The organism is Nissabacter archeti, assembly GCF_018257325.1.
GTDB classification, from domain to species: Bacteria; Pseudomonadota; Gammaproteobacteria; order Enterobacterales; family Enterobacteriaceae; genus Chimaeribacter; species Chimaeribacter arupi.
Genome location: NZ_JAERKB010000002.1, coordinates 1 through 16,690, shown reverse-complemented (window position 1 = coordinate 16,690; position 16,690 = coordinate 1). Strand labels below are relative to the sequence as shown.

Below are 16,690 nucleotides of genomic sequence, written 5' to 3'. Positions count from 1 at the left end.
CTTATAAAAATCAATCTGCTAAATTGTTTGCTGCGCAAAAGAAGATGAAAACTTAATTCAAACCTTTTTTTGACATTTCAGCCCAAAAATAAGCAACAAAAAAATTACATTTAATAGATTCACTTGAGAATGAATCTCATTACCACGCAACGCATTTTCAGGATTTTACGCAGCCATTCAAATAACCATGCTGCAACTCTGTGAAATATTGGTAACCGTTGCGCACATCGTACCAATATAATTAGCAGGCTTATGTTAACGCCCGCAACGGCCAGATGATTTATCCTTTTTTGATAAAGCGCAAAAACAGCGCGCTTTTAAAATCACCGGGCTTTTAAGATAACCAGGTGCCGCTCACCCTCAAGTTCAGGCACTGACAGTTTTACTACCTGCTCCACCCCTACCCTCTCCGGCAACGTGGCAAGTTCTTCATCAGGACGCACCCCTTTCAGGGCATAGAACCGCCCCTGGGTCGGCTCCGGCAGATGGTGGCACCAGGAAACCATATCCTGCAATGAGGCAAAGGCACGGCTGATGACACCGTCAAACGGCGGCTCAGCAGGGAATTCCTCAACCCGGCTCTGCACCGGCGTAATGTTAGTAAGTCCTAACTCATGCTGTACCTGGCGTAAAAAACGCACGCGTTTGCCCAGGCTGTCCAACAGCGTGAAATGCGCATCAGGGCGGACAATGGCCAGCGGAATGCCGGGCAGGCCCGGCCCGGTACCCACGTCAATAAAGCGGCTGCCCTGCAGATGAGGGTTAACCACGATGCTGTCGAGAATATGGCGTACCAGCATCTGGTAAGGGTCGCGCACTGAGGTCAGGTTATAGGCTTTGTTCCATTTATCCAGCATACCCACGTAAGCCAGCAACTGGTGCTTTTGCTGATCGGGCAACACAATGCCGGCCTGGTTAAGCAACGCGTCGAGTTTTTGCAGCACAGGGAATTCCTTTGGCGCAGCATCACTGCTGCGGTTAAACATGATTCAGGGAATGTAAAACAAGACCGGGGCCGCCTGAGCACAGACAGACGGCCCCGTTGATCAGGCTCAGGCGCTGCGGCGCAGCAGGCCTTGCTTTTTCAGCCAGATCAGCAGAATAGAGATTGCCGCCGGTGTAATGCCTGAAATACGTGATGCCTGGCCGATCGAGTTCGGTTTGTGATCGTTGAGCTTGGCAATCACTTCGTTCGACAGGCCGGATACCTGATGGTAGTCCAGATCCGCCGGCAACAGGGTATTTTCATTACGCTGCTGCTTGTTGATCTCATCCTGCTGGCGGGCGATATAGCCTTCGTACTTGACCTGGATCTCCACCTGCTCTGCAGATTGCGGATCGCTCAGGCCCGGTGCAAACATCGGCATCCCGATCATCTGCTGATACGTCATTTCAGGGCGGCGCAGCAGTTCTTCACCACTGGCTTCGCGGGAAAGCGGTGCTTTCAGCAGGGCATTGACCTGTTCCACCTGTTCGGAGTGCGGGTGAACCCACAGGCTGCGCAGACGCTGGCGCTCCTGCTCGATCTGTTCAACTTTCTCACTGTAACGGGCCCAACGCGCATCATCCACCAGGCCAAGCTCACGCCCTTTTTCGGTCAGGCGCAGATCGGCGTTGTCTTCACGCAGCATCAGGCGGTACTCCGCCCGTGAGGTGAACATACGGTACGGCTCTTTGGTGCCGAGGGTGCTGAGGTCGTCAACCAGGACGCCGAGGTAAGCCTGATCGCGGCGTGGTGCCCAGCCCTCGTCCTCATTGGCGTAACGGCCGGCGTTCAGGCCTGCCAGCAGCCCCTGGGCCGCGGCTTCTTCGTAACCGGTGGTGCCGTTGATCTGGCCGGCAAAGAACAGGCCCTGGATGAATTTGCTTTCCAGGGTCGGTTTCAGATCGCGCGGATCGAAGAAATCGTACTCGATCGCATAACCGGGGCGCACAATGCGCGCGTTTTCCAGGCCGCGCATGGAACGGACAATCTGCATCTGAACATCAAACGGCAGGCTGGTGGAGATGCCGTTCGGATAAATTTCGTTGCTGGTCAGCCCTTCCGGTTCAAGGAAGATCTGATGCGCATTACGATCGGCAAAGCGCATGACTTTGTCTTCGATCGACGGGCAGTAACGCGGGCCGATCCCTTCGATGATCCCGGCATACATCGGGCTGCGATCCAGGTTCTGGCGGATCACCTCATGGGTCTGCTCATTGGTGTGCGTGATGTAGCACGGGATCTGCCGCGGGTGCTGTGAGGCATTGCCCATGAACGAGAACACCGGCGCGGGGTTATCACCATGCTGTTCATCCAGCACGCTGAAGTCGATGGTACGCGCATCGATCCTAGGAGGTGTCCCGGTTTTCAGGCGGTTCACACGCAGCGGCAGTTCACGCAGACGGCGTGACAGCGAGATCGCCGGAGGATCGCCTGCGCGGCCCCCACTGAAGTTTTCAAGGCCAATGTGGATCTTCCCATCAAGGAAGGTGCCCACGGTCAGCACCACCGCTTTGGCGCGGAATTTGAGGCCCATCTGGGTCACGGCACCCACCACCCGATCGTTTTCCACGATCAGATCGTCAACCGCCTGCTGGAAGATCATCAGGTTCGGCTGGTTCTCCAGCGCAGTGCGGACGGCCTGGCGGTAAAGCACCCGGTCAGCCTGGGCACGCGTGGCACGCACGGCCGGCCCTTTGCTGGCGTTTAGTATCCTAAACTGAATCCCCGCATGGTCGATAGCCGTGGCCATTAACCCGCCGAGGGCGTCCACTTCTTTAACCAGATGTCCTTTTCCGATGCCACCGATCGCCGGGTTACAGGACATTTGTCCAAGCGTATCAATGTTATGCGTTAATAATAGGGTTTGACGTCCCATCCGGGCAGCCGCCATGGCAGCCTCGGTACCGGCATGGCCGCCGCCGATAATGATGACGTCAAAATGGTCTGGATAAAACATGGTACTGCACCTCGCGGTTATGCGAATGATCGTGGTTTGCCCTTGGGGTGGGGGATTCTACTGAAGTTTAGCCGTGCAACCAAGCAGCTTAGGATCGCAGGTAATTAAAAGAAGATCTTTTTATTTAAAGATCTCTTTATTAGATCTCTTATTAGGATCGCGATCCTCTGTGTATAACCCTGAATTCTTTATTTGATCCAACGGATTACTACAGATCATTAGCTGTGAATGATCGGTGATCCTGCCACGTATAAGCTGGGATCAGATCGGCACTTTATACACAGGCATCTGCGGGGAGCAAGGTTGTTATAGGGATAACTACCGGTTTTACCCAGCTTTAAACCGTAGTTATCCACAACTGATCGCGCGATCTTTGACCTTATTTGAGTAAATTAATCCAGTTTTTGACCCATTCTTCAGCCGGGTCTTCCGGGATCTCATGTTGGGTGACGTCGATCTCAAGGCGATCACCGATCTTTTTGGCACCCTGCGCGATCAATACGGACTCGATCGTTTTGATCGCGCCGCAGAAGGTGTCGTACTCGCTGCTGCCAAGCCCGATGGCCCCAAAACGCACCTGGGAGAGATCCGGCTGCTGCGCGTTGATCGCGTCCAGCAAGGGTTGCAGGTTATCAGGCAGTTCCCCGGCACCGTGTGTCGAGGTGACAAGCAGCCAGATCCCGTCTGGTGTCAGCTCATCAAGCTCTGCGCCGTGCAGGGTTTCCGTTGAAAAACCAGCCTCTTCCAGTTTCTCAGCGACATGTTCAGCTACATATTCGGCGCTGCCGAGCGTACTGCCGCTGATGAGGGTAATGTCAGCCATAATGATCCCACATGATATAAAGAGCGCGTATTGTACGCTGTGAATCAGCTGGGATCTACCTGTGGACAATATGGGTATGGCTTTTTTACGATCAGGGCGAGATCGCCCGCATGATAGGGTTCTGTAACGAGATTAATGTCTCTGTGGACTGGATCTCGTCGATGGTCTGGATCTTGTTGATAAGTACCTGTTGCAGGGCATCGATCGACCGGCACATTACTTTAATAAAGATGCTGTAGTGCCCGGTGGTGTAATAGGCCTCGACCACCTCCTCGAGACTGTCGAGTTTTTTCAGGGCAGACGGGTAATCTTTGGCACTTTTCAGGATGATGCCGATAAAACAGCAGACATCGTAGCCCAGCTGTTTAGGGTTCACCTGCACACAGGCGCCGGTAATAATGCCGGCCTGCTTCATTTTCTCTACCCGCACATGGATCGTACCGGGGCTGACGTTAAACACTTTGGCCAGTTCTGCATAGGCGGTACGCGCGTTCTCCATCAGGGCGTTCAGGATGCCGCGATCGAGATCATCGATCTGATAAACTTCAGTCACTTTTTCCACCTCAGCGTCAGGATAGGTTAATGCCCAGACGATAGAGGATCTCCAGGGGCGGAACCAGAATTATCGCCTGAGGAAGGCTGCCGGGCGGGGGATTAACGGCGCAGACGGCGCAGCAGGCGGCTTTTCAGCCCGGTATCAAAACGCCAGATATAATCGAAGATGCGCATGATCCCCGGTTTGCCATAGGCTGACATTGCCACCGCATGGAAGCGTTGCTGATGGCGCTGCCGGTGTTGCTGGATCTGTTCTACCACCGGATCAGGCAGGCGCTGGGCTATAAAGTCGGAAATGACTACCGCGTCGGCATCAAACCAGGCGCGATCCTCCATTTTTTTCAGCGTCGCCGACAGACAGGCCGCCAGATCGGTGCCGCCGCGGAAATGCTGGCTGAGGAAACGGATCGCCTGTTCGATCCCGCTGGCGGCAGTTAACTCATACTGCACGATCTCCGTGGCGAACAGCATAATGAAACAACGGCGTTTGTCTGCCAGCGCAATACGTAACAGGGCCAGGCAGAAGGCTTTCGCACACTGTTCATTGAAACCGCCCATCGAGCCGGATGTATCCACGCAGACAATAAAAGGCCCGCGCGGCTGTTCTTCCTGCTGATGGTGGGTGACCGGGCGCATCATGACGCGCTCTTGCCACGCGTCGCCTTGCAGCCGGTAGGTCATCAGCTGCTTTTCCAGCAACCGCCGGTAAAACTCAAACTCCAGTTCGCTCAGTCCCAGCATCGCCAGTTCCGTGGGCAGCAGCCTTAAGATGTCATCACTTTGATGGATACCGCTGACCTGCTCAGGCACGGTGGCCGGTTCACGTACCAGCGTGCGGTAAGGTTCCATCGCGGCATTATCCTGCGGGATGCTTTTCGCTGCCTGGCTGCGCCCCAGCTGTTCCGCCAGCCGGTTCAGTTCCGGTTGCTGTTGCAGAAAAGCCCCGTAATCCAGCAGCTGCCGGTAATTGCCGGCATAGAGTTCACCCCGGCTCATATCCCAGAGACGCCCGGCCGCGCTGTCATTTTCCGCCAGCAGCGGGGCCAGCGCGCCGCTCATCGCCAGCCGCTGCTGGAGATCGGCCAGCAGTTGCTCGCGCTCCTGCTCCAGTAACTGATGATGCAGGGTGACTGCCTGTAACGTCAGGCTCAGGCGCCAGCGCTGGATAAACAGGGTCTGCAGGCCGTCACCGGGTGGGTGGCTGAGATCGGCACTCGCCACCAGCGTCTGTGCTTCCGGGGCGAAAGGGGAATCCATGGCGTTGAGGCTGCGCACGATGTCAGGCAGGTGCTGGTAAAAGGTGGCGGGGCTTTCGGTCATGCTGCGCTGGTAAAAGTAGAACTCCTTCGCCAGGGCGGGCGGCACCGTCGATTCATTGATGCGCCGCGATAACGTCTGTTTCCAGGCGGGGAGATCCTTCAGCAGGGCGCGCTTCAGCCGGGGGAATTTCTCAAAGAACACCACCAGCTGCGGCGTCGCCAGTAAGCTGATGATGATCTCCTCAATCAGGTCGCCCTGATTGATCGCCAGCAACATATCCAGCGTATGCAGGCTCATCATGATCTATTTACCGCGGAAGGTCTGCTGCTGCTGTTTTATCTGCTCTGCGACCTGCATCAGGCTGGCTTCAATTTTTGCCAGCCAGGCCGCCGGCACAAACAGGCAGGGCTGGTGCGAAGAGAACAGCCGGCGCTGCTGGGCCAGCTTTTCAGCCAGCGTATCGAGCTGCGCCATGATTTCGGGCGGCACTGTGGTCTGCTGCTGCTCGCCCGGCAGGGAGAGCACCGATCGCTGGCGGCTGACGTCCAGCACTGACAGCTGGAGTTTTTCATCCACCTCCAGCTCCACCTGCTGGGCAAATCCGATGCCGTTGAGCTTCGCGCGTGCCTGGCCGCCTTTTTGCAGCCAGGTATCCAGCTCACTCCGCTCCATCAGCAGGTGGGTCACCTGGATCTCATGCAGGTGCAGCGGCGTATGCAGCAGCAGCGTCAGTGATGTGTCACTGTTTTCCAGCGTCAGTTCGTAATGGGGCACACGGCTGAACATAGAGGCCTTTTTGCTGACCTTGATCGCCTGGCTGTCGCTGAGCTTCTGCTGTTCACGCAACCATTGCTGGTGAAGCTGGTGGGTTTGCAGGATCAGGCTCTGCTGTTGATACGCCTGGGTTGTGAGCAGCTGTTCAAGCTGCTGCTGGAACAGGGTGTAAGTATTGAGATCGTGCCAGAGGCAGTCTTTGAGCAGAATCAGGTCCACCGGCGAGATGGCGGTGCGGCCGCTGAAAAAGGCGCTGGCCTGTAACAGGCGTAACGCCTTTTTCCAGCGGCGGTCAGAGACGTAAGGGGCATTTTCCTGGGCATCCAGTTGCTCACGCAACTGGAATATCAGCTCGAAGCAGGCGTCCGGCAGGGTAACGGCATTGATGTCGCGCTGCCATTGATGGAACTCTTCATCCGTGATGCTGAGGTTCTCCGGCACCGGGTTCTCATGCTCACCGGCACGGTGGGTCAGCAGGGCACGGAAATTCTGCTTCTCCTGCACTTTATCCAGCCACAGGCGGATCAGCATCCGGTCATATAAGGCTTCGAGGCTGCTGTCCGCTTCCGGCAGTTCGTTGGAGGCGGTGACCAGCAGCCGCAGCGGGATGGCGGCCTCATCATCGCCGTTACGGAAACGGCGCTCGTTGATGGCGGTTAACAAGGTGTTCAGGATCGCCGGCCCGGCTTTCCAGATCTCATCCAGAAAAACGATTTCCGCTTCCGGCAGGTAGCCGCGTGTCAGGCGCTGGTAACGCCCCTCATCTTTCAGCGCCTGAATGGAGAGCGGCCCGAAGACCTCCTCTGGCGTGGAGAAGCGGGTCATCAGGTATTCAAACGCCCTGGCATGGCGGAACGCGTATTTCAGCCGGCGGGCGATCAGGCTTTTCGCAATGCCCGGCGGCCCGAGCAGAAAAACACTCTCGCCACACAGCGCCGCCAGCAGGCAGAGCCGGATGGCATCCTGACGTTCGTAAAGGCCACTCTCAAGCGCATTGCCAAGCCGCGCGATGCGGTCAGCCAACCCTGTTGCGTTCACCATGATTACTCTTCGTTTTCTTTCAGTTAACGCATTCTGGTTTGCGGTATAAGAATAATCCACACTTATTTTTTGCTGCGATAGCTTGTTGATTCACAGCAATTTTCTATCATCAATAAATCCCGGCTGAGAGGCAGGGGCCGGGCCTGAAAGGGCATATAAGGATAGGCAATCATGGTAAATCATGCATACTGTGCGGTTTTGGGTGGGCGTAACGACACCAGCGTACGCTTCGCTTATGGACGTTCCAGCAAAAGAAACGAGTTATGAGCACAGAGCATAAACAGTCATTGTCAGCCATGACCCTGGCCGCTATCGGGGTTGTCTACGGTGATATTGGTACCAGCCCTCTTTATACCTTGAGAGAGTGTTTTTCCGGCCATTATGGTTTCGACGTTCAGCCTGATGTGGTGTTCGGGTTTCTCTCCCTGATTTTCTGGATGCTGATCCTGATTGTCTCCCTGAAATATCTCTCCTATGTGATGCGGGCAGATAACGCCGGGGAAGGCGGGATTTTGACGCTGATGTCACTGGCGGGACGCAATACTTCTGCGCGTACCACCGCGGTGCTGGTTATCCTCGGGTTGATTGGCGGCAGCTTCTTTTATGGCGAGGTGGTGATTACACCGGCCGTGTCGGTGTTGTCCGCGATTGAGGGGCTGGAGATCGCCGCGCCGTCGCTTGACCCGTATATTGTCCCCTGCTCGATTGCCGTGCTGACCCTGCTGTTTATGATCCAGAAACACGGTACCGGCAGCGTCAGTAAACTCTTCGCCCCGGTGATGCTGGTCTGGTTCCTGGCGCTGGCCGTATTGGGCGTGCGCAGCATTATGGATAACCCGCAAGTGTTGCAGGCCCTGAACCCCGCCTGGGCCCTTGATTTCTTTGTGTCTCACAAAGCAGCCTCATTCTTCGCGCTGGGCGCGGTAGTGCTGTCGATTACCGGGGTAGAGGCGCTGTATGCTGATATGGGCCACTTCGGGAAATTCCCAATCCGCCTGGCATGGTTCAGTGTGGTATTGCCGTCACTGGTGCTGAATTACTTCGGCCAGGGGGCTCTGCTGCTGAAAAACCCGGAGGCGATCAAGAACCCGTTCTTCCTGCTGGCACCTGACTGGGCGCTGATTCCGTTGATGCTGCTGGCGACACTGGCTACCGTTATCGCCTCCCAGGCGGTGATCTCCGGCGTCTTCTCCCTGACGCGCCAGGCGGTGCGCCTGGGGTATCTGCCGCCGATGCGCATTATCCACACCTCAGAAATGGAATCAGGCCAGATCTATATCCCGGTGATTAACTGGACGCTCTACGCGGCCGTGGTGATTGTGATTATCAGCTTTGAGCACTCCAGTAATCTGGCTGCGGCGTACGGTATTGCCGTCACCGGCACCATGGTGCTGACCAGTATCCTCTCCTGTACCGTGGCGCTGAAAAACTGGAACTGGAATGTGGTGCTGGTGGGCGCATTGCTGGCGGTCTTGCTGATTATTGATGTGCCGATGTTTGCCGCCAACGCCACTAAACTCTTCTCCGGCGGCTGGCTGCCGCTGATGCTGGGGCTGGTGATGTTCGTCATCATGACGACCTGGAAAAGCGAGCGGTTCCGCCTGCTGCGCCGGATGCATGAACACGGCAATTCACTGGACGCGATGATCGCCTCGCTGGAGAAATCCCCGCCGGTGCGCGTGCCGGGCACGGCGGTTTATATGTCACGCGCCACCAATGTGATTCCGTTTGCCATGTTGCACAACCTTAAGCACAACAAGGTGTTGCATGAGCGTGTGGTATTGCTGACCCTGCGTACGGAAGATGCGCCTTTTGTGCATAACGTCCGCCGCGTGGCGATTGATCAGCTCTCGCCTACCTTCTGGCGTGTGGTAGCCAGTTACGGCTTTAAAGAGACGCCTAATGTCGAAGAGATTTTCCACCGCTGCGGCCTCGAAGGGCTGCCGTGCCGGATGATGGAAACCTCCTTCTTTATGTCCCATGAATCACTGATTGTGGGCAAACGCCCCTGGTATCTCCGGTTACGCGGCAAGCTGTTTGTCACGCTCAGCCGCAACGCCCTGCGGGCGCCGGACCAGTTTGAAATTCCGCCTAACCGGGTGATCGAACTCGGCACCCAGGTCGAAATCTGACAATAAAGGGCTTCTCCGGAAGCCCTTTTTCATGCGCTTCTCCTTCTGCCAGCGAAACGTTTCGATAGCGATCACATTTCTCTCTCTTTCCTTTTGCCTTATCGCGCGGTTTTTTTACACTGCTGTCAGCGAAACGTTTCGCTGACGGAGCCTAGCCATGAAAAAAGCCGCGTTACTCAATGCTGAACTCTCTTATGTGATTGCCAAACTCGGGCATACCGATCAACTGGTGATTGCTGATGCCGGGTTACCGGTGCCCGCTACCACGCAGCGGATCGATCTGGCGCTGACCCACGGCATACCGGGGTTTATGCCGGTGCTGGACGTGGTCACGCAGGAGATGCAGGTAGAACGGGTGCTGCTGGCAGAGGAGCTGAAAACGCATAACCCGGCGATCCACCAGCAACTGTGCGGGCATCTGGCACACCTGGAGGCGCGGCAGGGCAATACGATTGAGGTGACCTACCTTCCTCATGCTGCATTCAAAACACAAAGCGCGCAGAGCCGGGCGATTGTGCGTACCGGTGAATGCTCGCCGTATGCCAATATCATCCTCTGTGCCGGTGTGACGTTCTGAGGCCCCCTATGCAAGCGTTGCTGGAACTCAAAGGTATTGAAAAATCCTTCCCCGGCGTCAAAGCCCTGTCCGGCGCGGCGCTGTCTGTTTACCCCGGCCGCGTAATGGCGCTGGTTGGGGAGAATGGGGCCGGTAAATCCACCATGATGAAAGTGCTGACCGGCATCTACCAGAAAGAAGCGGGCAGCCTGAAATTCCTGGGGAAAGAGACGGTGTTTGCCGGGCCAAAAGCCTCGCAGGAAGCCGGGATCGGCATCATTCACCAGGAACTGAACCTGATCCCCCAGCTCACCATTGCCGAAAACATCTTTTTGGGTCGCGAGTTTGTAAACCGGTTCGGCGGTATCGATTGGAAGAAGATGCACGCAGAAGCCAGCAAATTGTTGGCACGGCTTAATGTGCGCCACCGCAGCGACCGGCTGGTGGGCGACCTGTCGATTGGCGATCAGCAGATGGTGGAAATTGCCAAGGTGCTGAGCTTTGACTCCCGGGTCATCATCATGGATGAACCTACCGATGCCCTGACAGACACCGAAACGGCCTCCCTGTTCAGCGTGATCCGTGAACTGCGCGCACAGGGGTGCGGCATTGTGTATATCTCCCACCGGATGAAAGAGATTTTCGACATCTGTGATGACGTGACGGTATTCCGTGACGGGCAGTTTATCGCGGAGCGCGCCGTGAGCGCGCTGGATGAGGATTCGCTGATTGAGATGATGGTCGGCCGCAAACTGGAAGACCAATACCCCCGGCTGGCGTTACCCCAGGGGGAGCGCCGCCTGTTAGTGCGTAACCTCAGTGGGCCGGGCGTGGAGCAGGTCAGCTTTACCCTGCACCGCGGCGAAATCCTCGGCATTTCCGGGTTGATGGGCGCAGGCCGTACCGAACTGATGAAAGTGCTCTATGGCGCCCTGCCCCGCCTTGGCGGTTCGGTGGAGATTGACGGGCGTGACGTCACGGCCCGCTCCCCGCAGGAAGGGTTGGCCAACGGCATCGTCTATATCTCGGAAGACCGCAAACACGATGGGCTGGTGCTCGGGATGTCCGTTAAAGAGAACATGTCATTAACGGCACTGCGCTATTTCAGCAAAGAGGTCGGGCGGCTGCGCCATGCCGATGAACAGCAGGCGGTCAGCGACTTTATCCGCTTGTTCAACATCAAAACCCCGTCAATGGAACAGCCGATTGGCCTGCTCTCCGGCGGCAACCAGCAAAAAGTGGCCATTGCCCGCGGCCTGATGACCCGGCCAAAGGTATTGATTCTGGATGAGCCAACCCGCGGCGTCGATGTCGGTGCCAAAAAAGAGATCTATCAGCTTATCAACCAGTTTAAGCAGGATGGCCTCAGCATCATTCTTGTCTCTTCCGATATGCCGGAAGTGATGGGTATGAGCGACCGCATCCTGGTTATGCATGAAGGGCGCATCAGTGGCGAATTCACCCGCGAACAGGCGACCCAGGAAGTGCTGATGGCAGCCGCCGTCGGCAAGCTTTACGGCGCAACACAGGAATTATCCCATGAGTAGTCACGTATTGCCGGCCAAGCGCTGGTTCAACAAAGCCTGGTGGCTGGAACAGAAATCACTGATTGCGCTGGCGGTGCTGATTGCCGTGGTGTCATCAATGAGCCCGAATTTCTTCAGCCTGAATAACCTGTTCAATATCCTGCAGCAGACCTCGGTCAACGCCATTATGGCCGTCGGCATGACGTTGGTGATCCTCACCTCCGGCATTGATTTGTCTGTCGGGTCTTTGCTGGCGCTGACCGGTGCGGTGGCAGCCTCGCTGGTGGGCATGGAAACCAACGCCTTTCTGGCCGGGGCCGCCGCGCTGGGGCTGGGGGCGCTGATTGGGGCCGGTACCGGCGCAATAGTGGCGAAAGGCAAGGTGCAGGCGTTTATCGCCACCCTGGTGATGATGTTGCTGCTGCGTGGCGTGACAATGGTCTACACCAACGGCAGCCCGGTCAATACCGGCTTCTCTGAGGTGGCTGACACCTTTGGCTGGCTTGGCATCGGCCGCCCGCTCGGCATCCCGACGCCGGTCTGGCTGATGGCGGTGGTCTTCCTTGCCGCCTGGTACATGCTGCACCACACCCGTCTGGGGCGTTACATCTATGCGCTGGGGGGCAATGAGGCAGCCACCCGCCTTTCCGGCATCAGCGTAAATAAAGTCAAAATCATCGTTTATGGACTGAGCGGCCTGCTTTCGGCCCTGGCCGGCCTGATTGAAGTGGCGCGCCTCTCCTCCGCACAGCCTACAGCCGGGACGGGTTATGAACTGGATGCGATCGCCGCCGTGGTTCTGGGCGGAACCAGCCTGGCAGGCGGCAAAGGGCGGATCGTCGGCACGCTGATTGGCGCGCTGATCCTCGGGTTCCTGAACAACGGGCTGAATCTGCTCGGCGTCTCTTCTTACTACCAGATGATCGTTAAAGCCGTGGTGATCCTGCTGGCGGTGCTGGTGGATAACAAAAGCAGCAAATAATTTTCCGATTACCTTTTTAAAGGACGCTTACCATGATGATGAAAAAATTGGCTACGCTGGTCTCTGCGGTTGCCCTGACCGCCACCTTCAGTACGAATGCCCTGGCAAAAGATACGCTGGCGCTGGTGGTCTCGACCCTCAATAACCCGTTCTTTGTTTCCATGAAAGAGGGCGCGCAAAAAGAGGCGGATAAACTGGGCTATACCCTGGTGGTGCTGGACTCACAAAACAACCCGGCGAAAGAGCTGGCCAACGTACAAGACCTGACAGTGCGCGGCACCAAACTGATGCTGATCAACCCGACGGACTCCGATGCTGTGGGTAACGCAGTGAAAATGGCGAACCAGGCGAATATTCCGGTCATCACCCTCGACCGTGTGGCGACCCACGGCACCGTCGTCAGCCATATCGCCTCTGACAACCGCGCCGGCGGCGCGATGGCGGGTGAGTTTATTGCCAAAAAGCTGGGCAACGGCGCAAAAGTGATTGAGCTGCAAGGCATCGCCGGGACGTCAGTGGCGCGTGAGCGTGGGGAAGGGTTCAAACAGGCGCAGGAAAAATATAAGTTTGCCCTGCTGGGTAGCCAGCCGGCAGATTTTGACCGCACCAAAGGGCTGAACGTGATGCAGAACCTGCTGACAGCCCATCCCGATGTGCAGGCGGTCTTCGCTCAGAATGATGAAATGGCCCTTGGCGCCCTGCGCGCCCTGCAAACGGCCGGCAAAAGTGATGTGCTGATCGTCGGATTTGACGGAACGGCTGACGGCGTTAAGGCGGTTCAGGGTGGTAAGCTGGCGGCAACCGTGGCACAGCGCCCTGATCAAATCGGGGTCATCGGCGTGCAGACCGCAGATAAAGTCCTGAAGGGTGAAAAAGTGGCGGCGATAAATCCGGTTGATTTGTCGCTGGTGACGAAATAAACCTGAGGGTAACCGGGACAATGCGCCGCCGTAACCGAGGCGGCGTTCTTTTATCAGAGACGGGTTCAGGAAGGACAGCGATGAAGAGCGGCAAGTTAGTGGTTCTCGGCAGTATCAATGCCGATCATATTTTGAATACGGCACACTTCCCTCGCCCCGGCGAAACGGTGATCGGTTCACGGTATCAGGTTGCCTTCGGCGGCAAAGGCGCTAACCAGGCGGTGGCGGCCGGGCGCAGCGGTGCGGACATCACCTTTATTGCCTGTGTCGGGGCGGATGATATCGGCGAACGTGTCAAGCAGCAGCTGGCGACGGACAATATTGATATCGGGCCGGTTGAAGCCGTGCCTGATACCACCACCGGCGTGGCGCTGATTATGGTCAACGGCGAGGGCGAGAATGTAATCGGCATTCACGCCGGGGCCAATGCGGCCCTGACGCCCGGCTATCTCTCACGCTACCAACAGGCGGTAACCGACGCCTCAGCGCTGCTGATGCAGCTGGAATCCCCGCTTGAGACGGTGATGGCGGCGGCTAAACTGGCAAAAGCGCACCAGACCCGTGTGGTGCTCAACCCCGCCCCGGCCTGTACCTTGCCGGATGCGTTGTTGGCCTGCGTCGATATGATTACGCCTAATGAGACCGAAGCCGAGGCGCTTACCGGTATCGCCGTCACGACAAATGAAGAAGCCGCCCGCGCAGCAGCCTGGCTGCATAATAAAGGTGTCGCAACGGTCCTGATTACGCTGGGCAGCCGCGGCGTCTGGTTAAGTGAACAAGGTGCCGGACAGCTTATTCCCGGTTTCCGTGTGAATGCCGTGGACACCATTGCCGCCGGTGATACCTTTAATGGGGCGCTGATAACGGCGCTGCTCGAGCAACAACCTATGGCTGAGGCGGTACGCTTTGCCCATGCCGCGGCGGCAATTGCCGTGACCCGGCCGGGAGCCCAGCCCTCTGTGCCATGGCGAAATGAGATTGATGACTTCTTACAACAACAGGGGTGATGTTTGGCCACAATGAAAGATGTCGCCCGGCTGGCGGGTGTTTCTACCTCAACCGTCTCTCACGTGATTAATAACAACCGCTTTGTCAGCGACAGCATTCGTGAAAAAGTGCTGGTGGCGATTGAAACACTGAATTATGCCCCTTCTGCACTGGCGCGCAGCCTGAAGATCAACCAGACCCACACCATCGGTATGCTGCTGACCGCCAGCAGCAACCCGTTTTATGCGGAACTGGTGCGCGGCGTGGAGCGCAGCTGCTATGAACGCGGCTACAGCCTGATTATCTGTAATACCGAAGGCGACGTAGAGCGTATGAACCGTAATCTGGAAATGCTGCTGCAAAAGCGCGTGGACGGATTACTGCTGATGTGCACAGAAACGCACATTCCTTCACAGGATGCCCTGCGTCGCTACCCTTCCCTGCCGATTGTCATGATGGATTGGGCACCTTTTGGCGATGCCAATGACATCATCCAGGATAACTCGTTGCTGGGAGGGGAACTGGCGACGCGCTATTTACTCAGCCAGGGATACCAGCGTATCGCCTGCATCGCCGGGCCACAGGATAAAACCCCGGCCAGAGCGCGGCTGGCCGGTTTCCAGCGCGCCATGCAACAGGCGGGGTTGCCGGTACCGGAAGAGTACATCATTTATAGTGATTTCGAATTCCAGGGCGGTATGACTGCAATGTCGCAACTGCTGGCCCTGCCACACCCCCCGGAGGCGGTCTTTACCAGTAATGACGCGATGGCAGTGGGCGTGTATCAGGCGCTTTACCAGCATGGCCTGACGATCCCGGCAGACATGGCGGTGATAGGGTATGACGATATTGAACTGGCTCAATATATGACGCCGCCATTAACCACGGTGCATCAGCCCAAAGATGATTTGGGCGAGCTGGCGATTGATACGCTGTTACACCGGTTGAATAATCCAACGGCGGAGCCTCAGATGCTGGTGTTAACGCCGGAGTTGCGGGTACGTGATTCTGTCAGTGTCCGTTGATCAGTCTGCATCTGTCAGCAGTGCCAGACAGGCTGCATGAGCTGCGGCGCTGTCGGAGGCCAGAATCGCCGCGACAATCGCATGATGGTGGTGAAGTTTAATCACCTCATTCCCGGTTATGGTCTGGAAGTAGCGGTGATAGACCGAGCTGAACAGATTGGCGAATGACGTCAGGAACGGGTTGGCGCTGGCTTCATAAATCAGCTGGTGGAATTGGCCATCCACCGCAATCCATCGTTCACGATCGAACGCGTCGTCCAGTGCGCGCATTTCCCCCATATATAAAGAGAGCTGGTGCTTCTGTTCCGGCGTTGCCTGCGTCGCTGCCAGAAAACAGGCCTGGGGTTCCAGGGCGGTACGCATAATAAGGAAGTGCTGCATCACCTCCTGGCTGTTTTCCCGGTTCATCCACCATGTCAGCAAATCCTGATCAAGGAAGTTCCAGTTAGTCTGCTGCATCACCCGCGTACCGATACGCGGGCGCGGTAACACCATGCCTTTGGCCGCCAGCGTCTTGACCGCTTCCCTTACCGCCGTGCGGCTGACGCCATAAATACCGGCCAGTTCCATTTCACCCGGCAGGATGCTGCCTTCTTTATAATGGCCGGACAGCAGCTGCTGAGCGATTTTCTCTGCAAGGAGGTAAGAAAGATTGCGCTGAGCAGCCTGTTGCTGCGCATTGATCGGCATGATAGTTGTCCTGAATAGCGATGTTGGTGCAGCCTGTACTTTACCGATTATGGGCAAAACCAGCGCTGGAAAGTAAGAAAAAGCGGGAAATTGCTGCTTTAAACTTCACTTTGTCTAAACATTCGCCGGTTGAATAATTTTTTGAATTTAGGGGTTGCAGGCTGTCAGGAACTCCCTATAATGCGCCTCCACTGACCGGGAACAACGACCAACACGTCGCCGGGTCAGGAAGAGATAAGCCGGCGGAAACGCCAAATTCTTTGAGAATAAAGCTTGACTCTTCAGCGGGAAAGCGTAATATGCACCTCCCGCGTTACCGAGAAAGATAACGGTAACCACTGCTCTTTAACAATTTATCAGACAATCTGTGTGGGCACTCACAAGACAATATCAAGCATCTTCGGATGCACAAAATATTAAGTCTTGAAGAGTGACTAACTAAAGTAATTTAGACAGTAACCTTTGAGCATCGCTATT

At 56.4% G+C, this 16,690-nt stretch carries 14 protein-coding genes; 7 read left to right on the top strand and 7 right to left on the bottom strand.

Annotated elements, in window-relative coordinates; all coding sequences use genetic code 11:
- Positions 1-323: 323 nt before the first annotated feature.
- The 6 genes from rsmG to ravA form a co-directional block, all read right to left on the bottom strand.
- On the bottom strand, positions 324-944 hold the full coding sequence (gene rsmG / locus JK232_RS02880; RefSeq protein WP_072927922.1) for a 16S rRNA (guanine(527)-N(7))-methyltransferase RsmG: 621 nt from the start codon (positions 942-944) through the stop codon (positions 324-326).
- Positions 945-1,052: 108 nt separating this feature from the next.
- Positions 1,053-2,942, bottom strand: a complete 1,890-nt coding sequence (gene mnmG, locus JK232_RS02875) for a tRNA uridine-5-carboxymethylaminomethyl(34) synthesis enzyme MnmG (RefSeq protein ID WP_072927859.1) — start codon at positions 2,940-2,942, stop codon at positions 1,053-1,055.
- Positions 2,943-3,321: 379 nt separating this feature from the next.
- Entirely contained in the window at positions 3,322-3,765 is a 444-nt protein-coding gene (mioC, locus tag JK232_RS02870) for an FMN-binding protein MioC (RefSeq protein ID WP_072927860.1), read from the bottom strand.
- Positions 3,766-3,856: 91 nt separating this feature from the next.
- On the bottom strand, positions 3,857-4,318 hold the full coding sequence (gene asnC / locus JK232_RS02865; protein WP_072927924.1) for a transcriptional regulator AsnC: 462 nt from the start codon (positions 4,316-4,318) through the stop codon (positions 3,857-3,859).
- Between the two features lie 101 nt (positions 4,319-4,419).
- Entirely contained in the window at positions 4,420-5,880 is a 1,461-nt protein-coding gene (gene viaA, locus JK232_RS02860; RefSeq protein WP_101835257.1) for an ATPase RavA stimulator ViaA, read from the bottom strand.
- A 3-nt stretch (positions 5,881-5,883) separates the two neighbouring features.
- Positions 5,884-7,395: an ATPase RavA gene (gene ravA / locus JK232_RS02855; RefSeq protein WP_072927864.1), complete on the bottom strand. Its 1,512-nt coding sequence runs from the start codon at positions 7,393-7,395 to the stop codon at positions 5,884-5,886.
- A 263-nt stretch (positions 7,396-7,658) separates the two neighbouring features.
- On the opposite strand from ravA, the gene kup reads away from it, so the two are divergent.
- The 7 genes from kup (at position 7,659) to rbsR (ending at position 15,523) form a co-directional block, all read left to right on the top strand.
- Entirely contained in the window at positions 7,659-9,527 is a 1,869-nt protein-coding gene (gene kup, locus JK232_RS02850; protein ID WP_072927865.1) for a low affinity potassium transporter Kup, read from the top strand.
- A gap of 157 nt (positions 9,528-9,684) precedes the next feature.
- Positions 9,685-10,104 (top strand): D-ribose pyranase, encoded by a 420-nt coding sequence (rbsD, locus tag JK232_RS02845; protein WP_212588804.1) that lies wholly within the window; start codon positions 9,685-9,687, stop codon positions 10,102-10,104.
- Between the two features lie 8 nt (positions 10,105-10,112).
- On the top strand, positions 10,113-11,630 hold the full coding sequence (gene rbsA / locus JK232_RS02840; protein ID WP_072927868.1) for a ribose ABC transporter ATP-binding protein RbsA: 1,518 nt from the start codon (positions 10,113-10,115) through the stop codon (positions 11,628-11,630).
- On the top strand, positions 11,623-12,591 hold the full coding sequence (rbsC, locus tag JK232_RS02835; RefSeq protein ID WP_072927869.1) for a ribose ABC transporter permease: 969 nt from the start codon (positions 11,623-11,625) through the stop codon (positions 12,589-12,591). Before rbsA ends, rbsC begins: the two co-directional genes overlap by 8 nt.
- 32 nt (positions 12,592-12,623) lie before the next feature.
- Positions 12,624-13,511, top strand: coding sequence for a ribose ABC transporter substrate-binding protein RbsB (rbsB, locus tag JK232_RS02830; RefSeq protein ID WP_072927871.1), 888 nt, complete (start codon positions 12,624-12,626; stop codon positions 13,509-13,511).
- Between the two features lie 80 nt (positions 13,512-13,591).
- Positions 13,592-14,518: a ribokinase gene (gene rbsK / locus JK232_RS02825; RefSeq protein WP_212588803.1), complete on the top strand. Its 927-nt coding sequence runs from the start codon at positions 13,592-13,594 to the stop codon at positions 14,516-14,518.
- A 3-nt stretch (positions 14,519-14,521) separates the two neighbouring features.
- Positions 14,522-15,523 (top strand): ribose operon transcriptional repressor RbsR, encoded by a 1,002-nt coding sequence (gene rbsR / locus JK232_RS02820; protein ID WP_101827826.1) that lies wholly within the window; start codon positions 14,522-14,524, stop codon positions 15,521-15,523.
- Here the strand turns inward: rbsR and JK232_RS02815 are convergent, their stop codons facing one another.
- Positions 15,524-16,213: a FadR/GntR family transcriptional regulator gene (locus tag JK232_RS02815; RefSeq protein WP_072927875.1), complete on the bottom strand. Its 690-nt coding sequence runs from the start codon at positions 16,211-16,213 to the stop codon at positions 15,524-15,526.
- Positions 16,214-16,690: the final 477 nt, after the last annotated feature.

Bases quoted from the DNA above. Each gene is read 5' to 3' on its own strand.
- rbsA (WP_072927868.1), top strand. From the start codon at position 10,113: ATGCAAGCGTTGCTGGAACTCAAAGGTATTGAAAAATCCTTCCCCGGC.
- rbsB (WP_072927871.1), top strand. From the start codon at position 12,624: ATGATGATGAAAAAATTGGCTACGCTGGTCTCTGCGGTTGCCCTGACC.
- rbsD (WP_212588804.1), top strand. From the start codon at position 9,685: ATGAAAAAAGCCGCGTTACTCAATGCTGAACTCTCTTATGTGATTGCC.
- viaA (WP_101835257.1), bottom strand. From the start codon at position 5,880: ATGATGAGCCTGCATACGCTGGATATGTTGCTGGCGATCAATCAGGGC.
- ravA (WP_072927864.1), bottom strand. From the start codon at position 7,395: ATGGTGAACGCAACAGGGTTGGCTGACCGCATCGCGCGGCTTGGCAAT.
- kup (WP_072927865.1), top strand. From the start codon at position 7,659: ATGAGCACAGAGCATAAACAGTCATTGTCAGCCATGACCCTGGCCGCT.
- rbsK (WP_212588803.1), top strand. From the start codon at position 13,592: ATGAAGAGCGGCAAGTTAGTGGTTCTCGGCAGTATCAATGCCGATCAT.
- mioC (WP_072927860.1), bottom strand. From the start codon at position 3,765: ATGGCTGACATTACCCTCATCAGCGGCAGTACGCTCGGCAGCGCCGAA.
- JK232_RS02815 (WP_072927875.1), bottom strand. From the start codon at position 16,213: ATGCCGATCAATGCGCAGCAACAGGCTGCTCAGCGCAATCTTTCTTAC.
- rbsC (WP_072927869.1), top strand. From the start codon at position 11,623: ATGAGTAGTCACGTATTGCCGGCCAAGCGCTGGTTCAACAAAGCCTGG.
- mnmG (WP_072927859.1), bottom strand. From the start codon at position 2,942: ATGTTTTATCCAGACCATTTTGACGTCATCATTATCGGCGGCGGCCAT.